The sequence below is a fragment of the Sporolactobacillus nakayamae genome, from assembly GCF_900113325.1.
Taxonomy (GTDB): domain Bacteria; phylum Bacillota; class Bacilli; order Bacillales; family Sporolactobacillaceae; genus Sporolactobacillus; species Sporolactobacillus nakayamae.
In genome coordinates this window covers 35865-58963 of sequence record NZ_FOOY01000024.1, presented here as the reverse complement: position 1 = coordinate 58963, position 23099 = coordinate 35865, and the positions used below count along the sequence as shown (strand labels likewise).

Annotated in this window: 22 protein-coding genes, 1 pseudogene and 1 riboswitch; of the genes and pseudogenes, 12 read left to right on the top strand and 11 right to left on the bottom strand. The window is 42.4% G+C overall.

Annotated features, from left to right (window positions below):
- Positions 1 to 226: 226 nt before the first annotated feature.
- From leuD to BM003_RS14455, 4 genes and pseudogenes are all read right to left on the bottom strand, one after another.
- Positions 227 to 817, bottom strand: coding sequence for a 3-isopropylmalate dehydratase small subunit (gene leuD / locus BM003_RS14470; protein WP_093674306.1), 591 nt, complete (start codon positions 815 to 817; stop codon positions 227 to 229).
- A 37-nt stretch (positions 818 to 854) separates the two neighbouring features.
- Entirely contained in the window at positions 855 to 2264 is a 1410-nt protein-coding gene (leuC, locus tag BM003_RS14465) for a 3-isopropylmalate dehydratase large subunit (RefSeq protein ID WP_093674304.1), read from the bottom strand.
- A gap of 31 nt (positions 2265 to 2295) precedes the next feature.
- Complete coding sequence (gene leuB / locus BM003_RS14460; protein ID WP_093674302.1) at positions 2296 to 3390, bottom strand: 3-isopropylmalate dehydrogenase; 1095 nt, start codon at positions 3388 to 3390, stop codon at positions 2296 to 2298.
- Between the two features lie 63 nt (positions 3391 to 3453).
- A pseudogene (locus BM003_RS14455) lies at positions 3454 to 4590 on the bottom strand (2-isopropylmalate synthase); the annotation flags it as partial.
- 995 nt (positions 4591 to 5585) lie between these two features.
- Between BM003_RS14455 and BM003_RS14450 the strand changes: the two are divergent.
- The 8 genes from BM003_RS14450 (at position 5586) to BM003_RS14415 (ending at position 13295) form a co-directional block, all read left to right on the top strand.
- Positions 5586 to 6998: an MFS transporter gene (locus BM003_RS14450; protein ID WP_093674298.1), complete on the top strand. Its 1413-nt coding sequence runs from the start codon at positions 5586 to 5588 to the stop codon at positions 6996 to 6998.
- Between the two features lie 635 nt (positions 6999 to 7633).
- Positions 7634 to 8026 (top strand): MarR family winged helix-turn-helix transcriptional regulator, encoded by a 393-nt coding sequence (locus BM003_RS14445; protein ID WP_425441055.1) that lies wholly within the window; start codon positions 7634 to 7636, stop codon positions 8024 to 8026.
- Positions 8027 to 8184: 158 nt separating this feature from the next.
- Positions 8185 to 8703: a thiol peroxidase gene (tpx, locus tag BM003_RS14440; RefSeq protein WP_093674294.1), complete on the top strand. Its 519-nt coding sequence runs from the start codon at positions 8185 to 8187 to the stop codon at positions 8701 to 8703.
- 363 nt (positions 8704 to 9066) lie between these two features.
- Positions 9067 to 9978, top strand: a complete 912-nt coding sequence (locus tag BM003_RS14435; protein WP_177184810.1) for a D-alanyl-D-alanine carboxypeptidase family protein — start codon at positions 9067 to 9069, stop codon at positions 9976 to 9978.
- 36 nt (positions 9979 to 10014) lie between these two features.
- Positions 10015 to 10920 (top strand): VanZ family protein, encoded by a 906-nt coding sequence (locus tag BM003_RS14430; RefSeq protein WP_093674290.1) that lies wholly within the window; start codon positions 10015 to 10017, stop codon positions 10918 to 10920.
- Positions 10921 to 11043: 123 nt separating this feature from the next.
- Positions 11044 to 11126, top strand: a riboswitch (cyclic di-GMP riboswitch).
- 64 nt (positions 11127 to 11190) lie between these two features.
- Positions 11191 to 11520: a hypothetical protein gene (locus tag BM003_RS14425; RefSeq protein ID WP_093674288.1), complete on the top strand. Its 330-nt coding sequence runs from the start codon at positions 11191 to 11193 to the stop codon at positions 11518 to 11520.
- A gap of 103 nt (positions 11521 to 11623) precedes the next feature.
- The gene (locus BM003_RS14420; RefSeq protein WP_093674286.1) at positions 11624 to 12610 is read left to right on the top strand and encodes a 3-oxoacyl-[acyl-carrier-protein] synthase III C-terminal domain-containing protein; all 987 of its coding nucleotides are present in this window, start codon (positions 11624 to 11626) and stop codon (positions 12608 to 12610) included.
- A 220-nt stretch (positions 12611 to 12830) separates the two neighbouring features.
- Positions 12831 to 13295 (top strand): flavodoxin, encoded by a 465-nt coding sequence (locus BM003_RS14415; protein WP_093674284.1) that lies wholly within the window; start codon positions 12831 to 12833, stop codon positions 13293 to 13295.
- A gap of 81 nt (positions 13296 to 13376) precedes the next feature.
- Here BM003_RS14415 and BM003_RS14410 read toward each other — a convergent pair whose 3' ends face one another.
- Together BM003_RS14410 and BM003_RS14405 are read right to left on the bottom strand one after the other, a co-directional pair.
- The gene (locus BM003_RS14410) at positions 13377 to 13853 is read right to left on the bottom strand and encodes a hypothetical protein (RefSeq protein ID WP_093674282.1); all 477 of its coding nucleotides are present in this window, start codon (positions 13851 to 13853) and stop codon (positions 13377 to 13379) included.
- Between the two features lie 59 nt (positions 13854 to 13912).
- Positions 13913 to 14821: an AEC family transporter gene (locus tag BM003_RS14405; protein ID WP_093674280.1), complete on the bottom strand. Its 909-nt coding sequence runs from the start codon at positions 14819 to 14821 to the stop codon at positions 13913 to 13915.
- 358 nt (positions 14822 to 15179) lie between these two features.
- On the opposite strand from BM003_RS14405, the gene BM003_RS14400 reads away from it, so the two are divergent.
- Both BM003_RS14400 and BM003_RS14395 read left to right on the top strand, forming a co-directional pair.
- Positions 15180 to 15692, top strand: coding sequence for a class I SAM-dependent methyltransferase (locus BM003_RS14400; protein ID WP_177184809.1), 513 nt, complete (start codon positions 15180 to 15182; stop codon positions 15690 to 15692).
- A gap of 763 nt (positions 15693 to 16455) precedes the next feature.
- Entirely contained in the window at positions 16456 to 17106 is a 651-nt protein-coding gene (locus BM003_RS14395; RefSeq protein ID WP_177184808.1) for a Type 1 glutamine amidotransferase-like domain-containing protein, read from the top strand.
- Here BM003_RS14395 and BM003_RS14390 read toward each other — a convergent pair.
- On the bottom strand, positions 17086 to 17571 hold the full coding sequence (locus BM003_RS14390; RefSeq protein ID WP_093674274.1) for a flavodoxin domain-containing protein: 486 nt from the start codon (positions 17569 to 17571) through the stop codon (positions 17086 to 17088). The genes BM003_RS14395 and BM003_RS14390 overlap by 21 nt on opposite strands.
- Positions 17572 to 17912: 341 nt before the next feature.
- On the opposite strand from BM003_RS14390, the gene BM003_RS14385 reads away from it, so the two are divergent.
- On the top strand, positions 17913 to 18185 hold the full coding sequence (locus tag BM003_RS14385; RefSeq protein ID WP_093674272.1) for a hypothetical protein: 273 nt from the start codon (positions 17913 to 17915) through the stop codon (positions 18183 to 18185).
- Positions 18186 to 18345: 160 nt separating this feature from the next.
- On the opposite strand, the gene BM003_RS14380 is transcribed toward BM003_RS14385, so the two are convergent.
- From BM003_RS14380 to BM003_RS14365, 4 genes are all read right to left on the bottom strand, one after another.
- Entirely contained in the window at positions 18346 to 19626 is a 1281-nt protein-coding gene (locus BM003_RS14380) for a PTS ascorbate transporter subunit IIC (RefSeq protein WP_093674270.1), read from the bottom strand.
- On the bottom strand, positions 19623 to 19919 hold the full coding sequence (locus BM003_RS14375; protein ID WP_093674268.1) for a PTS sugar transporter subunit IIB: 297 nt from the start codon (positions 19917 to 19919) through the stop codon (positions 19623 to 19625). The genes BM003_RS14380 and BM003_RS14375 overlap by 4 nt, the downstream gene beginning before the upstream one ends.
- 22 nt (positions 19920 to 19941) lie before the next feature.
- The gene (locus BM003_RS14370; protein WP_177184807.1) at positions 19942 to 20382 is read right to left on the bottom strand and encodes a PTS sugar transporter subunit IIA; all 441 of its coding nucleotides are present in this window, start codon (positions 20380 to 20382) and stop codon (positions 19942 to 19944) included.
- Between the two features lie 462 nt (positions 20383 to 20844).
- Positions 20845 to 21459, bottom strand: a complete 615-nt coding sequence (locus BM003_RS14365; RefSeq protein WP_093674264.1) for a LysE/ArgO family amino acid transporter — start codon at positions 21457 to 21459, stop codon at positions 20845 to 20847.
- A gap of 187 nt (positions 21460 to 21646) precedes the next feature.
- Between BM003_RS14365 and BM003_RS14360 the strand changes: the two genes are divergently transcribed.
- Positions 21647 to 23083, top strand: coding sequence for an aminotransferase-like domain-containing protein (locus BM003_RS14360; protein ID WP_093674262.1), 1437 nt, complete (start codon positions 21647 to 21649; stop codon positions 23081 to 23083).
- Positions 23084 to 23099 lie beyond the last annotated feature (16 nt).

Here is a 23099-nt window from a genome sequence, read left to right as displayed (position 1 = left end):
GTTTTTCGATTCGATAAGCGGAATTTCTCCGTCTATTTAAGCAATTTTTTCATTCATTTTCTAATTAAGCGGAATTTTTCCGTTTATTTCTCAGATTGGGCGCTTATCTGATCGCCTAACCGAATCATATGACCTTATCGTCGTACCAGCAAGGCAAAACGATAAACGTTCTTTACCTATAAAAAAACCTCCTGACGCAAATCAGGAGGTTACATGATCCGATAAATTATTGAATAACTGCCTGTCTCTTTTCATAGTCCGCAATTTCATGTTCGTAGGTCATGGTAATCGCGATTTCATCGAGACCTTTCAGCAGCATTTCTTTTTGATACGGATCAATGTCAAACGTTTCGTTGAAATCGTCTGCGGTCAATTTTTGCTGATTAAGATCTACTTTGAGCATGAATCTATCTTGAGAAGCGAGCCTAATCAGGTCGTCCACACGATCAGCGTCGAGCCGAATGGCGAGAATACCATTTTTCTGACAGTTATTATAAAAAATATCTGCAAAGCTCGGCGCGATAACCACTCGAAATCCAAAATCTTGTAATGCCCATGGCGCGTGTTCTCGAGAGGAACCACAACCGAAATTGTCTCTGGCGACAAGAATGGATGAGCCTGTATATTTGGGCTGATTTAGAATGAAGTCTGGTTTTTTATTGCCATTTTCATCAAAGCGCCAATTGTAAAACAGGCAAGCTCCAAAGCCTTTTCGTTCGACGCGTTTAAGGAATTGCTTCGGTATGATCTGATCTGTGTCCACATTCGTACGGTCTATTGGACAAACGAGACCTTTAAACGTTTGAAATGGGTTCATAGTTAAGCCTCCAAATCGATTTTTTTACAGCTTTTGATCAACGTGCGACATCGAGCTCACGTACATCGGCAAAATGACCGTGAATGGCCGCGGCTGCGGCCATCGCCGGGCTGACAAGGTGTGTACGGGATCCGGTGCCTTGACGTCCTTCAAAATTGCGATTTGATGTTGATGCACACCGCTTTCCGGATGGGACCACATCATCATTCATTGCTAGGCACATGCTGCAACCCGCTTCCCGCCATTCAAAACCTGCATCTTTGAAAATTTTATCCAAGCCTTCTGACTCTGCTTGCTTTTTTATTGTGTAAGATCCCGGAACAATGAGAGCTCGGACGCCTTCGTGGACATGTTTGCCACGGGCAACTTGTGCCGCCTGCCGCAGGTCACTGATTCGACTGTTTGTGCATGAGCCGATAAAGACAACATCTACCGAAATATCGTGAATCGGCATACCGGGTTTCAGTCCCATATAAGCAATCGCTTTTCTTGCAGCTTGTTTTTTTTCTTCTGAGTCAAAAGATTCAGGATCAGGTACTGTTGCGTCAACAGATGTTCCCATTGATGGATTGGTACCCCAGGTTACTTGTGGTCTAATCTCTGAGGCATCAATCTCAATAGTGCGATCATAAGAAGCACCTTCATCACTGGCAAGCGCCAACCATCTGCCAGCAGCCTGATCAAACGCCGCATCTTTTGGCGCGAACCGGTGTCCGCGAAGGTACGCGACAGTTGTTTGATCAGGGCTGATTAAACCAGCACGCGCGCCGGCTTCGATGGACATGTTGCACACGGTCATACGTTCTTCCATCGATAGATTTCGAATCGCTTCACCAGTGTATTCGATAATATGTCCTGTTCCGACAGAAATACCGTATTTAGCGATAATGGCAAGAATCAAATCCTTTGCCCCAACACCAATGCCCAGCTTTCCGTTAACCTTGATCTGCATCGTTTTCGGCGGTTTCTGCCATAGGGTCTGTGTCGCTAGGACATGTTCCACTTCACTTGTACCAATTCCAAAAGCGATTGCACCGAACGCACCATGGGTTGACGTATGGCTGTCACCACAGACGATCGTTTTTCCGGGTTGTGTTAAGCCGAGTTCAGGTCCGATGACATGGACGATTCCTTGATGGGGACTGTAAATATCGGCAAGTTCAACACCAAATTCCCTGCAATTGTTTTGCAGCGTCTCTATTTGGATTTTTGAAATCGAATCCTTTGTTTCTCTATTCTCGGAGGTTGGAACATTATGGTCAACGGTTGCGAACGTTCGATCCGGCTGTCTAACCGTTCGGTGATTCATGCGCAGCCCTTCAAATGCTTGAGGAGACGTTACTTCGTGAACAAGGTGAAGATCGATATAAAGCAGATCTGGTTTGCCCGACTCTTTGTGGATCAGATGCTGATCCCAGATCTTTTCAATGATGTTGCGTGATTTCATGATGCATTCCTCCTCATAAACTAGTTTTTAATCATGCAATTGTTTGGTTTTCATTCACTGCATTAATCACAAGATCTGTTATTTCTGCTGTATTTACAATGTGATTGTTTGGTTGTTCCATTTGTAAGTCACATGTATGATAGCCCTGGCTCAATACATTGCGAACGGCTTTTTCAATTTGAGCAGCTTCCTGATCCATATCCAGTGAATAACGAAGGAGGAGAGCGGCCGATAAAATCGTTGCGAGCGGATTTGCAATCCCTTGACCGGCAATGTCCGGTGCGGATCCATGAGCCGGTTCGTACAATCCGACTTTGTCTGATCTTAAGCTGGCAGAAGGCATCATACCAAGCGATCCAGTGATTACTGAAGCCTCATCGCTCAAAATATCGCCGAACATGTTCTCGGTGACAAGGACATCGAATTGCGCAGGATTCGTAATCAATTGCATCGCCGCTGAATCAACAAGCTGATGGCTGACTGTGACCTCCGGATAACGTTCTGCTATTTGATTTACAAGTTCACGCCACATGCGGCTGGATTCCAATACATTTGCTTTATCGATCGACGTCAATTTTTTGTTCCTTTTCATAGCAAGTTGAAATGCCTTTTCAACGACGCGCTCAATTTCATTCTTGCTGTAGGAGAGGGTGTCGACAACCTGTTCATGATGCGCACCTCGTCGTTCGCTAGGACGTCCGAAGTACAAACCGCCGGTCAATTCGCGGACGATGACAAAGTTAACATGTTCAACAAAAGATCGTTTAATTGGCGAAGAATCAATCAGGGTGTCAAATGCTTCGACAGGACGAAGATTCGCGAACAGACCCATGGTTTTTCGAATTCCAAGCAATCCTTGCTCCGGTCGAACATTCATCGATTGAGCATTCCACTTTGGACCACCAACTGCGCCTAATAGAATTGCATCGCTGTTATGGCACTGATCAATTGTCTCTTGCGGGAGCGGCGTTCCGAATGTATCAATGGCGGCTCCGCCAATTTTCTTCTCGATAAATTGGACATCGCGGCCGCTTTTTTCAAATAGAGCGCGGAGGACACGTACGGCTGAAGTTGTGACTTCGGGACCGATACCGTCGCCAGGAAGTACTGTAATAGTTTTCATCAATGAATCACCTCTCTTTTACCTGGAGTTTTGCTTTTTTTAACGAGCGACTGTTTTTCTATATTTTGAAAAGAGTGTACGGAAGTCGTCATCCGTAATCTTTTTCTTTTTATCGGCAAGATTCTTGAAGGCTTGGAAGGATTGATCCACTTGTTCTTCAGTTAAGCGAACGCCCATTTCGTTTGCCTTCTTTCTGAAGGCATGCCGTCCGGAATGTTTGCCAAGTACGAGCCGCCCGGAATCAAGCCCAATGAGAGAAGGTGAAATAATTTCATAGGTTTTTGGATTCTTTAGGACACCGTCTTGGTGAATGCCTGCTTCATGAGCAAAGGCGTTGGCGCCAACAACGGCTTTATTTGCTGCAATCGGACTGTTCATTAAGTGACTGACTAGTTTACTTGTCTTAGAGATTTCATCAAGTTTTAATTGTGTGGCGACTTTATAAATGTCTTTGCGAATGTGAAGCGCGACACCGATTTCTTCGAGTGCCACATTTCCCGCACGCTCGCCGACACCATTGACTGTACATTCGATTTGCCTAACGCCTGCGTCTACAGCGGCAAGGGTATTCGCCGTTGCCATGCCAAGATCATTATGACAATGGCAGGAGAGCCGGACTTTATCAATATCCGGCACATGCTTTTTAACGTATTGAAACATTGCTGCATATTCTTGAGGAGAGCAGTAACCGACAGTATCCGGCAGATTAATGATCGAAGCGCCGGCCTCAATTGCTGATTGGACGACTCGTGACATAAAGGCATAATCACTGCGCGATGCATCTTCACACGAAAACTCAATCTGGGGAAAAAATTGGCGTGCGTATCTAACGGATGCAGCAGCCGTTTCCAATACTTCTTCAGGTTTCATGCGCAGTTTATAGGCCATGTGTACCTGTGATGTGGCAATAAATACGTGAATTCGCGGGTTTGCGGTCTGTTTCAGTGCTTCCCATGCCGCATCAATATCGCTCTTTTTTGATCGGGCAAGACCGGTAACCGTACTGTTTTTAATGATTTTCGAGATGTTTTGAACGGCTTTGAAATCATCCGGTGATGCTGCGGGAAATCCAGCTTCGATCACATCCACATTCAGTCGTTCCAATTGCTGAGCCACCTGCACTTTTTCGTGTTCGTTCAGGCTGCAGCCTGGGGATTGCTCTCCATCACGGAGTGTTGTATCGTAAATTTCAACCTTTTCCATTTTCGTTCTCCTTTCCTGATAAACTGTCCTGTTTTTGTTTTTGCGCATTTTTTTATAGTCAGAGAATACGGCAATGCTGAATTCTCGGCGCATCAAAATAAATAAAAAAGTCCCTTCACTCCACGCACTAATCGCAAAAAGCGATCAGATGCAGGGGTGAAAGGACTCGTATGAATTCATTTCACGGTACCACCCGGCTTTTCAATACTCTCGTAAGTATTGACTCAGCGGCAATCCGTTGATTCGGAATGTCTGTTTTGATAACAAGTGCGGTTCACACTTGGCCGATTCTACTAAGGAGGTTCAAATCGGCACTCAGAGGTGAGTTCGTGATCTGCCGTATTGCCGGATTCTCACCATTCTCCGACTCTCTGCGAATATCGAAACAGATCACTTATTCCTCATCATTGCTTTTCTTATTTCACCAAGTTGCTGGAAAAATGTTTGTGACCCCAATAATACGGCGATTATTTTTTTTGTCAATAGATTTTTTTGTAATCGATCAATTTGATGTTCAGAAAGAAGGCCGCAGTCTTAACTCTAAACACTGTTGCTTAATTTGTTTTGAAATTGTTGTTGACAGAAGCCAATCTCGAGTAGTAGACTGACGTTACTCGAAAAAAACGAAGCGAAAGGAAGTCTTATCATGAGCATTGTCCGTCGATTGCAAAACCTGCTGAATGAATTGTTGCAAGGGCTAGCCGCTTTGACTCAGCCTAACTTCATTCTTTAGTAGGACACAGCAATCGTGCGGAGATGAGCAGGAGGTTTCGTGTCCTGTTCATGTGCTGTATGGGATGACATAACTTTCGTAAAACCCATTCATTCATGAATGGGTTATTTTTTTACACTTTTTTAGTCGTTTGCTCGTTAAGGTGGGGAGGAAAAGTGAAAAAAGTAGAGACAGATGAAAACCATCATGAGAACGCGTACCTCGCAGAATGATAGAGAGATAATATTTTTTTAGAAAACAAATAGGGTGAGGAGTAATCGTTATGGATGCAGAAGGTGTCATCAGTAATCAAAAGGTTCAAAGAAAACAGAAATCCTATGAAGTTGAAACGGAGCATTATTCTGAAAAGCAGAAACAGGAATTAGAGGCGCGTATTAATAATCTTCCGGTGACTAGAACGATGTATCGTATTTTTACTTTGATTACATTAGGTATGGTCCTTGACGGCTTTGACGTCTACCTGGCAGGCGGTGTGCTTGGCCAGCTCGTGCAATCCGGTTGGTCATCACTCACACTCAATGCCGCCTTTATCTCAACAACATTTATCGGCTTATTTATTGGATCAGTGGTTACCGGATTTGTCGGAGATTGGAAAGGACGCCAATTCGCTTATCAGATCAATTTATTCATCTTCGGCATCGCGTCGCTCGCGAGTTTTTTTGCACCAAATATGACGACACTTATTATATTTCGAGGCATCAGCGGCATTGGACTGGGTGCTGAAATTGTTACGGGTTTTGCGTTATTAGGCGAATTTGTCCCTGCAGGTTCACGTGGAAAATGGGTAGGCAGTCTATCTGTTTTTGCCAACTGTTCCGCTCCCATCGCTACATTCCTAGGCTTTATGATCATTCCAACAATCGGTTGGCGTTGGATGTTTGCGATCGCCGGTGTATTATCAATTATTGTCTGGTATTTCAGACGCAGTCTTCCGGAATCGCCTAGATGGTATTTTTCTCAAGGCAAATTCAGCAAAGCGGAAAAAATTGTTGAAATTTTTGAAACAGAGGCTAGAGCTAGTGGAAAAACTGCGGTCAGTCATGATCAGCATTCGATTAATCAGATTATTACAAAGCAGAGCCGCTATAGTGAATTGTTTACTAAATCGATGATCAAACGGACTATTCTTGGGTGCTTGATATTAGCGGCAATCAATACTGCCGCCTACACTTTTGTCACCTGGGTTCCCACATTGCTCGTAGGCAGCGGAATCACTATTTCTAAGTCACTTGGCTACACGGCACTTATGATGATCGGCGCTCCGGTTGGCGCCTTTATTGGCCGCATAACCGTTGATCGCATTGGTCGTAAATGGATGATTGTCGGCGCATTCGTGATGACGGCAATTCTGGGCTATGTCTATGCGTTTCAGCATCAACCTGTCGCACTCATGATCATTGGTTTTCTGATGACCGTTTGCCTGTATATCCTTATGGCTGTCGGACTCTCTATCTATGTTCCTGAACTCTTTTCCACACGTCTTCGTATGCGTGGGAATGGAACGGCACAGGCGGTTGGACGCCTTTTTACTATTGTGACGCCATACCTGGTTGCCTGGCTGATCACCTACCAAGGAATTCTATCTGTTTTTATTAGTATTGGCGTATTGCTGGCGGTTGTTGCGGTATTAACAATCCTTTGGGGACCGGAAACAAAGCAACAAATTCTTAAGTAATTATATTCTCAGTTTCAGTGAAGGTATCCACTGTGTTGTCCTGTGGATACCTTTTTTGCACTGATAAGAAAGTATAAAAAAATTAAAGATTCAAGGAAACGAGTGTAAGTGCAACTAAGTCTTTGGCTTCGCCGGTACGACGATAAGGTTATAAGATGCGGTTGGGCGATCAGGTAAGCGCCCAATATGAAAAATAGACGGAGAAATTCCGCTTATCGAATCGAAAAACGTGAAAATGGAGTATTTTTCTGTGCATAAGCGGAAAAATTACCCTTATGTACCTGTAAAACAAGTGCCAGGATGCATATAACCGGAAAATCTCCGCTTATTTTATTCCGCTGTAAGGAACCTCCGCTAGCAATAGAAGAACTTTCGCTAAGTGTAAGGGATCTTTCGCTAATTACGCATACGTCCTGTATGCAACGCGAAAGTCATCACATACTACGGAAGTAAAGACTGGGCGCTTTTTGCCCGGTTTTTCATACGTAAGAATTCAAATGATTTGACAGTCAAGATCATGGTTGTGTACACTTTGATTGTGCAAAACCAAAGAGAGCGGGATGCAATTGGAGTCTTTATTCCTTCAGGATCATTTATGTTTTTCTATATACGCATGTTCTCGCGCAATTTCGCGAATGTATCAGCCATTATTGAAGAAAATGGACATTACTTACCCACAGTATCTTGTTCTGCTTGTTTTATGGGAGAAAAATGAGTGTTCGGTAAAGCAATTGGGCGAACTGCTCGACCTGGATTCTGGTACATTGACCCCTCTTCTCAAACGAATGGAAGGAAAAGGACTCATTGTTCGGAAACGTTCCCAGCAAGACGAGCGCGTTGTGACCGCTCAATTGACGGACAAGGGAACGGCACTGCAATCTGAAGCTGCCTGCATTCCTTCGTCACTCCTTCAATCGAGTGGCATGGCGATCGGGGAGATTCAAAAATTAAATCAGACGATAAAAGTATTGACGCAGCATGTGACACGGTTTAACGGAGCATTGCAATCAAATAAGAGTGAAGAATGAATTCTATTTTTTTTGAGATAAAAATTGTGCAAAATATAATCTCGTGCAATACAAATAAGGGGGTGATGGCAAACAGGTAGTTTGGTACTGCTAACAGTTACGTTGCTTGAAAAGGATGATACTGAAAAAATATTTTGAAAAATTTTGGAGGGAAAAGAATGAGCGAAGAACGTACAGGAGTCGCAACAATAAAGGGCAATCCCATAACTTTGATCGGACCCGAGCTGAAGATAGGGGATAAGGCACCGGATTTCACGATCAACAAAGATCTGATTGAGGAAGCGGGCCTTGCTGATTACGATGGAAAAATTAAATTGATCTCTGTAGTACCTTCTTTGGACACATCTGTTTGTGATGCACAGACCCGCCGCTTCAATCAAGAGGCTGCAGGTCTTGGGGATCAAGTGGCTGTTCTTACCATATCTGTTGATCTGCCTTTTGCGCAGAGTCGTTTCTGTTCTGTGGCGGGTATTGAGAACTTGGATACGCTCTCCGATTATAAATTCCATTCATTTGGAACAAGCTATGGCGTTCTGATCAAGGAGCTGCAGCTTGATATGCGGTCAATTTTCATTCTGGATAAAGATAATACGATTCAGTATGTGCAATATCTTACGGAAATGACCGAGCATCCTGATTATGATGCCGCGCTCAACGCGGTAAAAGCTCTGTTGTAATCGGACTGCATACGCATTTCAGATGAAAAAAGAGATTAATGGCTGGTCAGCTGTGATTTTCTCGTGATTGCCTTGTTCAATTATTTCTTTCATACATGGGATGGGGTATCAAGAGCGGATGGAAGACGAAGCAGTTAAAGAAACACGAAGGTGCAATGTGCAAGCAGACTATGTAAAATCAATTTGGGGACATAAATAGAGAAAAAGGGCATCACTTCGATTAGAGAAGATGATGCCTTTTTTCAGTTTAATAACATCGTATTTAAGCTCATAAGGAAAAATCTTAAGAATTTAATAAGAAGTTGTTAAACAGTAAGCTCCTTTTTGAATGCTTTAATAGTGTTCAGAAGGGAGTTAGTTCATGTGCGTGGAAAAAGTGTGGGTTTTCTATTGCTTTTATTTGTTTTCATTTTCTTTAGCTTTCAGATCTGGAAATTACCTGCCATCTCTACCCCCCGGGTGCAGCGTGAACTAGATAAAGACGTTCTGCCGTTTTCTTCATTAACGCAAATACATAGCCGACAAGCCGTTCTTGTCGCTGTTTCATCAAAAAAAGTTCTGTTTCAAAAAAGAGGCGGGGAAAAAGCGTATCCGGCATCGTTGACGAAAATGATGACGGCAATCCTTGCAATCGAACACTACAATGATTTGCAAAAAACAGTAAGAATCCCTACGCAACTGTATAATTCATTGAATCAATCGGGAGCCTCCATGGCTGGATTTTTACCCAATGAAAAGCCGAAAATTAGTGACTTGCTTTATGGAACCATGCTTCCTTCAGGCGCGGACGCTGCCGAGACACTTGCTCTATCTGTATCCGGATCGGAAAATGCCTTCGTTTCGATGATGAATCGGAAAGCGGCCGAGATCGGCATGAAGCACACGCATTTTACAAATCCGAGCGGACTGCACGATCCCAATCACTATACAACGGCGAGGGATATGTCACTACTCCTCCTATACGCTTTAAAAAATCCTGTATTTCACCAGATTTTTACAACTCATAGCTATCAGATCTCCCCAACAAATTTTCACCCGAACGGAATGATCGTTCAAAGCACACTTTTTCAAAAAATGGGGAATAGTTCAATTAATGGAGGCGCAATTATAGGTGGAAAAACCGGATATACAGATGAAGCCGGCCTATGCCTTGCCACACTTGCAAAAAGAAACGGACAAACATACATCCTGGTCACACTCGGTGCTCCGGGTGATCATAATACAATCCAGTACGACATTGAAGATGCCAAGTTAATCTACAACCAATTCGAATAGGAGCGCAAGCAAAGCGGATAAGGAAGTGAACGCAGAATGATTCATCGATTGAAAGTAAATGAATGGGTAAAGACAAGAAATTGGGTGGATATGCAGCTCTTCTTAAAAGGCCTGTTGTGGCTGCTGTTCTTCATCTACTTGTTTGTCTTGCTGAAAATTGATCTGTTTGAACAAGGTCGGAGTTGGGTAGAATCTCATTCTGTTAACTGGGTACCGATGAATCGGATCAATACTCTTTTTTATTTATCGGATCATCATGATCCAGGCTATCAAACCGCTTTGCTGCGCACGTTCCAATCATTTGCAATCTTTATACCTATGGGTTTTCTTGTGCCAGCATTAAGGAAAAAAGCAATGGAATTCGAACAATTTATCGGCGTGCCCTTGGCTATTGCTCTTTCAATCGAATTTGCCCAATATGTATTGATGACCGGACGCAGTGATGTGGATGACCTAATTCTGAATGTCTTGGGGAGCATGCTCGGTTTTGCGCTTTGGCATCTTTTCTGCGAATGGATTCCGATGCATCGCATAAATCGCTATACTCGCATTTTCCTAATAACTCTATTAATCAGCATTTGCCTGTTGTTATTTAATTATGATGGAATGACATTCGACGGTTCAGCAGATATCAACAGAGACACGATTGGCGTCACTCTGGGTATTCCCGAGTATACTGGGGCATTTCTCAGAGGAAACAAGCATGATTTGATTATGAAAACCGATCCTGATCAGGGGAACATACAGGTGACCATTTCGATTAATGAATCAACGAAACTGTATTTGGAAAAGGCAACAGATTATGGTGATTCATCAAAAACCGCAGCTCTAAAAAAAATAACGGTAAACCGAATGCGGCAAGTTGATGAAAATGCAAAGATTCGTGTTTGGGGAAAACAGCTTCCTACCACATTTCTCGCAGAATTTGTGATTGTTCGTTAAGTTTACAAGGCATTGATGAAATATAGTATGAAAAAAGAACCGATACTAAATACCCTTCAATATTTTCGCTCAAAATTATATGATAAAATAGTAGTGAAAAATGCTAATAATTACCAATTGAATAAATGAAAAAAGCAAACTAACCGAAAGTTTAGGACGCAAAGCCACGGGTCTAATGCGAAAGCGATGACAGCCGGGTTACCATTGGACATAGAAGCTGTGATCAACATGTCACGGCTTTTTTTGTTAATAAATAGTGGAGGTTTTACGATGGGGAAATACAGTGTTGTGACAACGGGGAATGACATCAGTGTCGTGTGTGAAGGTGTTTTTACGATGGAGGACGCATCAGGGTATGTGGAAGAATTCAAAAAAGCTGCTGCTCAAGTCAATCCGGCAACCAGTCATTTGGTGCTTGACGGTTCCGAACTGAGAGTCTCTTCACAGGAAATGGTTGGTATGCTCACGAACATCATTGCTATGTACAAGGATATGGGCTTCCAGGACATAACTATGGATTTAGGTAAAAGTGCGGTCGTTAAAATGCAAATTAGGCGTTTAGCTAAAGAAGCCGGGCTTACTCAATTCAAATTGCTTTGAAAAAAATCAAATGAAGTAAGGCTGAGCTATGCATTTATCAGACTATGCTGAATAGAGAGGCCAAATCTATCAATGTATTAACTTTGCTTATGGAGGAGTGCGTGTGATCAATGTGAACGTGTTAGGGATTGACGTGTATCACGGTAAAAAGATTGTTTCCAATGATACATACATCAACCACTTTAAGGAAAAAGGAAAGGACTACACACATTTTTTCGAAGATGTTATAGGAATGGACAAGCGGTATTTGATTGATTCGCAAACTGAGAACAGTCTGACTATGGCGATAGCCGCCGCCAAAAAAGTGCTCAATAAAGCGGGGATTAGAGGCACTGATCTTGATATGATTGTGCTCTCCAGCTTTTTCCCGGAATTTACAGTACCACCAAGCTCCATTAAACTGCACCAGGCTATCGGTGCAAAACCCGAATGTGTCTGCCTTGATCTTAATGGAAATTGCGCCGGAATGATATTATCTCTTGATAATGTCACAAAGTATATGTCGGTTACAAAGAACGTAAATCGAGCGTTGATCGTTGGATCCGATTACATTAATTCGGTAGTTAATCCGGATAATGAGCTTTGCTATGGACATTTTGGTGATGCTGCATGTGCCATTATACTAGAGAAAACAAAAGAAGATCGTGGACTTCTTGGTGCGAAATGTCGAATTAATTCGCTTGAACATAATAACATTTTGTTTCCCGGTTGTGGCGTATCTAAATTGCATGATACAGCTCGTAATGAATGGCTGCTTGATTGGAAACCCTTTGAAAATGTTTCACTTGATTCAGCGGCACAGAACATGCGCGATCTGCTTCAGGAAAACCACCTTACGCCGGGCGATGTGAGCATGTTCTGTTTTTCACAGTATGCCTATGCCAATGTTGTTGATCTTCGAGAATTACTAGGTATTGATGAATCACGCTCGCTGTTTATTGGCAGCGAATATGGTTACACCGGAGCGAGCAGTCCATTTATTGCTTTTTACGAAGCACTCAGACAAGGAAGTGTGAAGCGTGGCGACTATGTGATGTTCTGGACGATTGGTGCCGGTTCACAAAATATTGCTGTTCTTTTACGCTACTGAATTAAGAAAAGCTTTGGATAATAAACGGTTTAAAGTGAAAAATGTATTAAAATCTGACCCAATGCTACAATTGGGCCGGATTTTTTTTTGCATAATTTTGACGTGTCTTTATCCAGAGTAACATTGGGTATTTAATAAGGAAAATAAAAATGTTATTATTTAAATGACAATGATATTCATTTTCATCTAAAGCTTATAGTTGAAAGAAGGTTATTATAAAATGGCAGATGTTCTAATTGTCTTTGCCAGTGAGACAGGCAACACTGAAGAAATGGCGCAGAAAATAGCTGAAGGTGTTAAGCGGGCGGGAGTTAATCCGGTTGTTAAGGATGTCCTACAACTATCTGTGTCGGAATTTGATGGTTACAATGGCATTATGTTTGGCAGCTTCACTGATGGAATGGGCGACCTGCCTTACTCCGTCGAAGACTTCCTTGATACACTCAACGATAATGATCTCCAAGGGAAAGCTGCCGCATGCTTTGGTTCGGGTGACAGCAGCTACGGGCTTTTTGCGGCTGCCGTTGATACTATTCAAGAAACGCTTGCACGTTGTGGAGCAGAAATTATTGAGGATAATTTCAAAGTTGAACTCTCAATGACGAAAGAGGAATGCGAACAGGCAATACAATTAGGCGAATCTTTTGCAAAAAAGCTTCTCGCAAAACAAGAAGAAAAAAATTGAACTACAAATAGTAATCGAAAAGCAGATCAGATCAAATGGTCTGCTTTTTTAGGGTCACGTTGTAAACGACTTCGGAATTCATTATCTTTTTTTTATTGATTTTAAATGCTGAATATGTATGCCTATAAGACCGATACCGAGTAAAAGAGCAGAAGCGATAAGCCAAATAACTTTCCCATAAATGCCCAGGAGAAGAAAAGCTGTAACAGGCAAACTCGCAAGTGGTACAGGAACCCCACAAAAACTACGGTAAAAATTATTTTCTGTATGTTCATCGATAAAATAGCGAACCCAACAAATCTCGTAGACTAACATTAGCACAAATGATACGATAATCCACAAACTCCATAGTGAAAATGGAGCAATGTTAAAATCACTAAAAATCAATACGCTGCATGTACAACATACTTGCCCGATACGTTCCAACACTAATAATCGTTTGTCTTCTTGGCTGTAATCATAATCTATCGGCTGATGCTTACTCCAAACGATGTTGGGAATAAATAGCATCAATAAATAGATTAGACCAACATACGAAAACCCTAAGTGTCCTAACATAGGATAGTTCCTTTCATAGTAAACACAGCCCCTTTCTCAGACTATGTTCTGTCTAACCATTACCCAATGGAAATTAATAATGGAAGATAGATAAAGCTGAGAATGGTTGTAATGGTGACGATTAATGAGGCGAGCTCTGAATCTCCATCAAATTTCTCAATCAACATGACGCTGTTCACCGCGGCAGGCATGCTGATTTCGACGAGCAGAACGGATGCGAGCATACCGTGGATACCTAGTGCAATTAATACACCCTTGGCGATGATGGGTACAATGATCAAACGAAGGAATACACCGATCCATACTTCGGGACGTCGAATGCCCGACATTTTGGTATTGCCAAGTTTAATGCCAAGAATCAAGAGAACAAGTACTGGGTAAGCCGCACCAAGCATGTGAGCAGCTGTAGCAGTTCCCACGGGCAGATGCAGTTGTGTCAAGACAAGCAGTGTTCCGGCAAGGGAAGCATAGATAAGTGGTGATTTCAGAATATGCACAATGGATTGCTTGCCGCTCAGTTCTGAGCGCGAAGCAATGTACATACCAAGGATGTTAACGAGAATGATCTGACCGATGACATAAACTGCTCCAAGAGAAAAACCAGCTTGTCCGAACGCCAGAAGCAATACAGGGAGTCCATAGTTATTCGCATTGCTGAAAACAGTTGTCAAAGTCAGCGCTCGTGCACTCGGTTCCGGTAAATGGATGATTTTTGCGGTAATGATCGCGACAACCCACAGGGCAGCAGTCATGATGATTGAGAACATAAAAATATGAATGACATTATCGCCCTTCAGATGGGATTCAGAAAGAGCGGACAAAATCAGTGCCGGCGCGAGTATGTATAAACTGATGTCAGCAAGTAGCTTAGTATCAACGCTGCGTTTCTTTTGCAAAATTGCACCACAAATGCAGATAATCAGAATTGGGACACTGATTGATGTCAATAGATGAAAATATGCGGTCATGAACACGCCTCCAAAAGATCTGTTCTTTGGCAAAAAAGTTTTTCTCTATCATACCATTTTAATAGGAAATACATCGATTCTTTTGATTTATACTCTCTTATGAAGAGGAAAATTTATGTAGTATAATAATAACCTGGAAGTTTAGATTAGCGAGAACTGAACTTATTTGATGAGAGGCAAAAGTCTAATTTGATGTAGGTGATTTCTCTTGTTTCAAGAACACGCAAACGTTATATGGGGTACAAAATGCAGACAGTGCGGAACTCCTTGCGGCATGTTACAGAAAAAACATCATCCATGGGATGAAACAACTTTTAGATTAAAAATAAATTGCCCACAATGTGGTTGCGAAAACGATGTGGATCAAAAGGCTGCTGAAGATTATTATAATCAACGAATCTACAGTTATTTTCAAACGATCCATGGAACAGTCCTTGATTTAGGTTGTGGAGGCGGCTTTTTAAGCAGATTCATGTTAGCGAACAACCCAGTCACGAAAGTCTATGGACTTGACCGAGGTGAAGAATGTGCGAATGAGTTGGCAGACTTAACCAAGAATGGTAAATTTCAATTTATCCAGGCGGATGTCAGTCACCTAAATAATTTGTTTGCGGAGCGCAGGCTTGATTTTCTTGTCAGCCGTGATGTCTTCATGTTTATTTCGAATACAGACCGTTATTTTAATGATGTGACGAAGCTGGTGAATTGCGGCATCCGTCAGATGGGCTGGTTTATGAAAGATAGCCGACGGATGAAGAATCATCTGAGACCCGAACAGATTGCACACGAATATCGGCAAAGAGGCTGGACCGTCCATCTTGAGTCACTCGATTGGTACAAGAGCGGGTATTTTATTCGTGCAGATCGATAGTATCATTATTATAATTTGCTTTGCAGATCTATAATTAAAGAAATTATTATGTTGCACAGTTGACGTGTAAAGCGTAAGATTCGAGGTTAGACCGAACACTGCGAAATTTAGACCGAAAACTATGAAGTGAGACCGAATTCAACTGAGAGAGAAGTTCAACCGAAAGAGTTAAAAGTTAAACCGAACCCCTTGGAAGTTGAACCCAAGAGAGGAGAAGTTGAACCGAACCATCGAAAAGTCGAACCGAACGAGCCCAAAGTTCAACCGAAGAGCGGAAGTCGAACCCAAGAGAGGAAAAGTTGAACCGAAGACCCGAAGCTGAACCGAACCATTGAAAAGTTGAACCGAACGAGCCCAAAGTTCAACCGAAGAGTGGAAGTCGAACCGAACCATCGAAAAGTCGAACCGAACACGACCAAAGTCGAACCCAAGACAGGAAAAGTTGAACCGAAGACCCGAAGTTGAACCAAACCATCGAAAAGTCGAACCGAACACGACCAAAGTTGAACCCAAGACAGGAAAAGTCGAACCGAAGGAAAATCGTAACGAACCATGAAAAAATCGTAACGAAAGAGCTCAAAATCGTAACGAACTCATCGAAAATCGTAGCGAACGAACCCAAACTTGTAACGAATTTACTTCGCACTTCGTCGTTACTTCGCAACAGATAATCGTACTCAGTAAAGGTCATATTTTGCCCTATAAACAACTATTTGTGCTAGTATTTCAATAACAACGGATTCTACACTGGATGGTGTTTTATTTGGGGAAACTTCTTTTGTCAGGTGGCGGAGATGCAATACAGTCATCAGAAATAAACGCTTTTTTTGCATCGATAAACAACAAAGCGAAACCTTTACTCTATATTCCGTTAGCCGGAGATCCAGAAAACAGATCTTATGAGTCGTGTCTCAATTATGTAAAAAAAGTTTTCAATCCACTTGGTATTGATAGGATTACGATGTGGACAGAGCTGGACAATAAAACACTTGAGCAGCTCCTGAATTTTTCAGCAGTGTATCTAAGCGGGGGATCGACAGTTAAACTACTTTCCCATTTTGGTGTACATTTTCGCAGGATATTAAAAGAATATTTCGTGAACGGTGGAATCATATATGGGCAAAGTGCCGGAGCTATTGTTCTTGGAAAAACGATAAATGTTTTTGATCAAGCGGAAAATGATTTAGATGGGTTAAACATTGTCTCTGATTATTCCCTGTCATGCCATTATCAAAAGGAACATCATTCATTGATCAGCAGATACGTACAGCGCAATAACCAGAAAGTTATCGCGCTGCCTGAAGGAACTGCTCTGTATCAAACACGAGAAGAAATGTTTCAAATAGTCGGGAATGACCCGGTTTTCGTTTTTGATCAGAACGGTAAACAAGAATTAAGCCATGTTGCGAAATGATGCTGAAAAGGATTTAATTCGATCATCATAGAATTCAGCAACGTTTTTGTTGTCACCCTTAATTTTTCGCATGATGAATTTGTCAATAAAACTCATTTTATCAAAGTTTATTGTGTAGCCAAGAACGGCTTTTGCGGTGGCTCTTTGATTCAATGAAGTGGGAAAAGCTTGTTGTAATTCAATGATTCGTTTTTTTTCCTCGGGATGAGCCGCGCAAATAAAAAGACCGATCCTTTTCTGTTCTAAAACATCGATGTTTTTTCTTATATAATTTGTGAGCTGCTTTTGTATTTTACCCATGTAGACTGATCCCCCGAGTATCACCGTGTCATAGGACACTGGGGCGTGAAAGGAATCCATTACCACATTAACTAAATCGACTTCTCCGTCTAATTGTTCACGCAGTCTTCGAGCGACCTCCTCAGTTGATCCGTATTTTGTCGCGTACAGGATTACTGTCTTCATGCATAGACTCCTTAATGAATCAATTTTAATATCACTTCGAGCAGAGTCCAAAATAGTCGCTCAAATTTCAGTTGTCTGCTGCTCTTTTCGGTCAGATTTACTGATTGGTTGTGCTTCCTTCTGACAATCATAATAATAGTGAACAGTGTTTAATATAGTCTGAATATAGATCGCCTTCATACGTCTGTCAATGAACGAATGGTATCGCGCACAATTTAATCTCAAACAGGCGCAGACTTGTGGCATAGCGGGAATTTCATTCATATGCTATTAACAGCTACTCAGATCATTGGGAGTGTGATGTTGGCCAGACAACCTGAATCAGAGTGAGGCGATCAGCCATGGAAGTTGGACAGTGGATTCACACAAAATATATGGGGAAACATGATTGCATTGGGTTTGTCACTTCGGTCTATCCGGACTTTAAGCGATGCAAGTTACGCGTTACTCAGTGCGAAAATCACCCACGTATGAAATGGTTGGAAATTTCTTTTGGGGATATTATTCCTGACAGTGATTATTTTACACGAACAGAACTAGACAGCCTAATTGATTTGGCACTTGCAACGTATGACAAAGACTGGTTTGAACAACTAATGGCATTCAATGAATAATAGGCACTTCGGTTGAACTATTTCGGCTAAATATATGTAAGCCCTTACATATAACTGGGTTAAGCCGAAATATTTTTTTCGCATTCATTAAGAAAAACCCAATCAATCAAATGATTGTTGGGTTTTAAAGAAATGGCATCAGTTTTAATGGGGACTATTGTTAAATCAATCCCAGCATTTTTAATAGCGCGCCTAATATTGGCCCATAGAAGCAATAATCTGTTTCGCTCAGAATGCGCATCACCGGAGCATAGGTTCCAATCATGGGCAGTAGTAATGCTTGCCCGAAGATTAAAATAAATCCATTGAGTAATGAACCGATGATGGCACCGCGTCGTCCGCCGGTTGAATTACCAAAAATAGCTGTAATTGCTCCGGTGAAAAATGTTGGGATCAAGGCTGGGAAAACGACAACCGGATAATGAATGAAACCAAGAATGCTCATTCCGATCAGACCTGATGTTAAGCTCATGATAAAACCGACAATCACCGAGGTTGGATAATAAGGAAAGAGAAGGGGAATATCCAGGCCGGGCGTAGCGTTTGGAATCACTTTCTCGGCGACGCCGTGAAAGGCCGGTATGATTTCCGAGAGCATCATTCGCACCCCAGTAATGATGACGGTGATCCATAAACCAAATTGCAGTCCGTTCATCAAGCTGAAACTAATGATGTCACGCCCGTTGCTGGCATGAGACATCACCCAGTTTGGTCCTGCTATTAATGCGATGGCGAGAAACATAAGGGTCATAACAAAAGTTAATGCGGTTGTCATGTCTCGAAGAAAATTCAAACTTTTTGGCAGTTTCAATTCCTCAAGATCTTTTGAACCGTGGCCAACAATTTTGCCGACCAGTGCCGAAATAAGAATGCCAATTGAGCTTGAGTGTGCAAGCGTAAATCCTTCTCCGCCTTTGACATTTTTCATTAATGGGGCGATATAGGCGCAAGTAAATGTCATATAACAACCGAGAAGAACCGAGCCAATAATAACTAAAGGGACCGTTGGCAATTGTGTCCCGAATTTTAATAGTGCTGTGATTAGTCCGGCATAAAAAAAGGACACATGTGCCGATAAATGCACATATTTAAATCGCGTGAATCGTGCGAGTAAAATATTCATGGCAAAGCCAAAGGTAAAGATCAATGCCATTTCCGTGCCAATCCCGACCATGCTATGCATCTGCACATTCGCAATGTCTGGCACCGTAATACGAAAATGAAAAATTTTAGCCAGCATGGGCTGAAGCGGGAGCAAAGCCATTCCTAAGGATTGAGCTCCGGTGGTGATCATTAGAAAACCAATCATTCCTTTAAAGGTACTCGAGATGATCTGGTTCCAACTTTTCTTCTGAACTATTGTGCCGATAATGATCACAATACCAATGACGAATACCGCCTGATTGAAGATATAATTGATTAAATACATGAAAAAATTCATGAGTTATGATCACTTCCCGCAATATCGGCGACGACAATTTCCAGCTGTTGCTTGAGATATATCTTATCCAGCATGTTATCAATTCGAATGATTCGTGTTGCTGTAGGATCAAGTAAATCGGCAAATGCAGAAGCGGTAATCAGAGCATCGTAGGCATGAGGATCTACAGAACTAATGTCTGTTGCTGTCACTTCAGCTTCGACACCTTTCTGATCAAGAATTTGTTGCGCGAACACCTTTAACATCATGCTGCTGCCTACCCCGGCACCGCATACAGTTGCAATTTTTAACATGTTTTTCTCCTCCTAATTAAATTCACTCTGATATAATTTGTAAAATTTCTTCCTTTGTCGCAGCATTTTGAATCCGTGTTACGTATTGCGGCTGCTCTAATAGGGCTGCTAAGTCCATTAACATATCTAGATGGCCTTCATGATCGGGTGCACAAAAGCCAAATACGAGACAGACGGGATCATTAAGCGGGTGACCAAAATTAAGTGGATGTTTCAACGTTACGAGACTCAGTCCTTGATGGTGAACCATGGATCCGGGTGCGGCATGGGGAATCGCTATACCCGGCGCAATGACGATATAATTCCCGTTCTTGGAGTAGTTTTCGAGCATTGCAGTGACATATGACTTATCTGCATAATCATTTCGAACTAATAAATGTCCGCTTACTTGTATTGCTGCCTCGCTAGTGGTCAAATCAGCTTGCGGTAAAATGGCACTTGCTTGTAACCAATCGGATAGCATGGACATTCCTCTTTTTTTCAAGATTTCCTCATCATTTTAAATGACTCGTTTTTTCATTTTTGCCATTGTTTCATGCAATCGTTCCTCCAATGCAAAAAACCGTCCTCGACAAAAATATTGTCAAGGACGGTTTGATTTCCGCGGTGCCACCTTAATTTGGAAACATTGGAACAGCTTTTAATGCTGATCAATGAGTTCCATCTTAGCAGAGTACAAGCATACTCCCGATAACTAACGTATATCAACACGTCGCAGCATACTGGAAACACGTTTCGTTAAGCTGCGCCCTCAGTGGTCCATTTAACAAGCTGCGTTCTACCGGATTTTCAGCACCACCGGCTCTCTGCAAGTGCACGTTTTGTCTTGATCTCCACGTCGTTGGTTTGATGAGCAATTTTAAATTATATAGATCATATACTACAACCTATTTGAAGTCAACCCATAATTTCAGTGGCTTTGAGATTACGAGTTTACGAGTTTCCAGCATAGATAAATTGCCACACCCCAGATCATCAGCGCGGAAATTTTATTAATGAGCTGCATGAGTGGACCTTTATTTGCTGCTTTTCCGGTCAGATTGCCTGCGAATGCCAGTCCGAAAAACCAAACCCATGAAACAGAGATGCAGGCAAGGGCGAAAAGCCATTGATTGACGCCTTGGTAATGGGCCGCATTTGTTCCGATCACGCCAATTGTATCAAGAATCGCATGTGGATTGAGTAGAGAAACAGACAGTGCAAAGAGCACCTGTTGTTTTGCTGAAAGCTGCTCCGTTTTTTGGCTTTTTTGTGCAGAGGAGTCATTCCAGATTGTCCATCCAATGAATGCGAGAAAAAGAATACCTGCAATGAGTAGAGAGGTGACTAGCCATGGAAAAGTCAAGAGCAACACGGAAACTCCGCCAACAGCCAAGCATATAAGGAATGTATCAGAAAGTGATGCTGCTAGAATTGCCGCCAGTACTCCTGAAAGATGCTTTGAATGCGCGCCTTGATTAAAAATAAATACATTTTGTGCGCCAAGTGGCAAAATAAGACTAAATGATAAAAGAAATCCATGGATTGCTGCTGCTATCATGATACACCTCCTGTATGAAATCACCTTTCTATTGTTAAACAAAAGCTGGTCTGAGTCACCAGCCAAACAGCAAATGGCACACCAACCAAATGAAAAGCAGCAACTCTCTATCTGGTCCACTGCATGCTGAACTACATGCTATAATTACATTTAATTAATGGAACGGGGTTTAAAGAAGGGGACACCCATGGAAATGAATCGCGCCTCATCTCTTCCGCTTAGGCGACAAGTAGAGGAATACATAGTAACAAAGATAACTAAAGGGGAATGGGCGGTCGGTTCGCGTATTCCTTCACAGCGGCTATTGGCCGAGCAGCTTCAGGTCAATCGAAGCACAGTAACGGCCGCTTTTGAAGAGCTTACAGCCCAAGGACTGATTGCCGGACATCATGGTGGCGGCACAAAAGTAATCAATAATACATGGGGAATCATGGCTAATCGAGTGCCTGCGGATTGGGGTGCCCATGTTGAGTCAGGACAATTCAAGCCTAATCTTCCGATGATTCATACAATCAATGAAGCAGAATTTATACCGGACATTATTCGCTTAGGAACGGGAGAGTTGGGTCCGGAATTAATACCAAATGATGATTTGACCAGACTCTTTTCAGGGATGCCGTCCCAAGTCATATCATTGGGGTACTCTGAGCCAAAAGGAAATCTAAGGCTTCGGGAAGAGATTTCGAGATACCTGAAACGTCATGGCATCAAAGCTGATCCTGATTCAATACTTGTCGTTTCCGGGGCGCTTCAAGCTTTGCAGCTTATATCAATCGGATTGCTCGATCGGGGTTCGACTATATTACTTGAGAAACCTTCATATCTTTATTCAGTACATGTTTTCCAATCGTCCGGGATGCGTTTCATCGGGTTGCCAATGGATTCAAAGGGACTCATTCCTGATCAATTGACTGCTGTGAAGAAAGAGGCAGGCAAGGCCATTGTTTATACCATTCCATCTTTTCACAATCCTACCGGCACTCTGATGGATTTACTACGCAGAAAAGCTGTTCTTGACGTTTGTAATAAGGAGCGTCTACCGCTGATCGAAGACGATGTATATCATGATCTATGGATCGACGCGCCCCCTCCGCCACCATTAAAAAGTATGGATCACTCTGGCAATGTGCTCTATATAGGCAGCCTGTCGAAGACATTAAGCCCAGGACTGCGGATCGGCTGGGTGGTAGGCGCTAGGCCTGTGATTGACCGACTAGCTGATATTAAGATGCAAAGCGATTACGGATCAAGTTCTTTATCACAATGGGCAGCAAAAGAATGTTTGCGAACGGGCATGTATGAGCGCCACGCTTCTTTTGTTCGAAGTCGGCTAAGAGAAAAACGCGATTACTTATTGGATCTTCTGTCGACCTATTTTAAAGATCTTGCTGAGTGGCGCAAACCTTCCGGCGGCTTTTATATTTGGCTGAAGCTGGTCCCGACTATCGACCCGCGTGTATTATTTGATCGTGCACGCAAACAGGGCATTCTCCTAAATCCAGGTGTTTTGTATGATCGCAGGGCGCGTCACTATTTGCGCCTGTCGTATGCCTACGCGTCAATGAAGGACATGGAACGTGCCATACCCGCATTGAGAAATCTGGTCATTGAATTAGGCGAATGATCTGCGAATTAAAACG

Bases quoted from the DNA above. Each gene is read 5' to 3' on its own strand.
- leuD (WP_093674306.1), bottom strand. From the start codon at position 817: ATGAACCCATTTCAAACGTTTAAAGGTCTCGTTTGTCCAATAGACCGT.
- leuC (WP_093674304.1), bottom strand. From the start codon at position 2,264: ATGAAATCACGCAACATCATTGAAAAGATCTGGGATCAGCATCTGATC.
- BM003_RS14450 (WP_093674298.1), top strand. From the start codon at position 5,586: ATGGATGCAGAAGGTGTCATCAGTAATCAAAAGGTTCAAAGAAAACAG.
- BM003_RS14445 (WP_425441055.1), top strand. From the start codon at position 7,634: ATGTATCAGCCATTATTGAAGAAAATGGACATTACTTACCCACAGTAT.
- tpx (WP_093674294.1), top strand. From the start codon at position 8,185: ATGAGCGAAGAACGTACAGGAGTCGCAACAATAAAGGGCAATCCCATA.
- BM003_RS14430 (WP_093674290.1), top strand. From the start codon at position 10,015: ATGATTCATCGATTGAAAGTAAATGAATGGGTAAAGACAAGAAATTGG.
- BM003_RS14425 (WP_093674288.1), top strand. From the start codon at position 11,191: ATGGGGAAATACAGTGTTGTGACAACGGGGAATGACATCAGTGTCGTG.
- BM003_RS14415 (WP_093674284.1), top strand. From the start codon at position 12,831: ATGGCAGATGTTCTAATTGTCTTTGCCAGTGAGACAGGCAACACTGAA.
- BM003_RS14410 (WP_093674282.1), bottom strand. From the start codon at position 13,853: ATGTTAGGACACTTAGGGTTTTCGTATGTTGGTCTAATCTATTTATTG.
- BM003_RS14405 (WP_093674280.1), bottom strand. From the start codon at position 14,821: ATGACCGCATATTTTCATCTATTGACATCAATCAGTGTCCCAATTCTG.
- BM003_RS14390 (WP_093674274.1), bottom strand. From the start codon at position 17,571: ATGAAGACAGTAATCCTGTACGCGACAAAATACGGATCAACTGAGGAG.
- BM003_RS14385 (WP_093674272.1), top strand. From the start codon at position 17,913: ATGGAAGTTGGACAGTGGATTCACACAAAATATATGGGGAAACATGAT.
- BM003_RS14380 (WP_093674270.1), bottom strand. From the start codon at position 19,626: ATGAATTTTTTCATGTATTTAATCAATTATATCTTCAATCAGGCGGTA.
- BM003_RS14375 (WP_093674268.1), bottom strand. From the start codon at position 19,919: ATGTTAAAAATTGCAACTGTATGCGGTGCCGGGGTAGGCAGCAGCATG.
- BM003_RS14370 (WP_177184807.1), bottom strand. From the start codon at position 20,382: ATGCTATCCGATTGGTTACAAGCAAGTGCCATTTTACCGCAAGCTGAT.
- BM003_RS14365 (WP_093674264.1), bottom strand. From the start codon at position 21,459: ATGATAGCAGCAGCAATCCATGGATTTCTTTTATCATTTAGTCTTATT.
- BM003_RS14360 (WP_093674262.1), top strand. From the start codon at position 21,647: ATGGAAATGAATCGCGCCTCATCTCTTCCGCTTAGGCGACAAGTAGAG.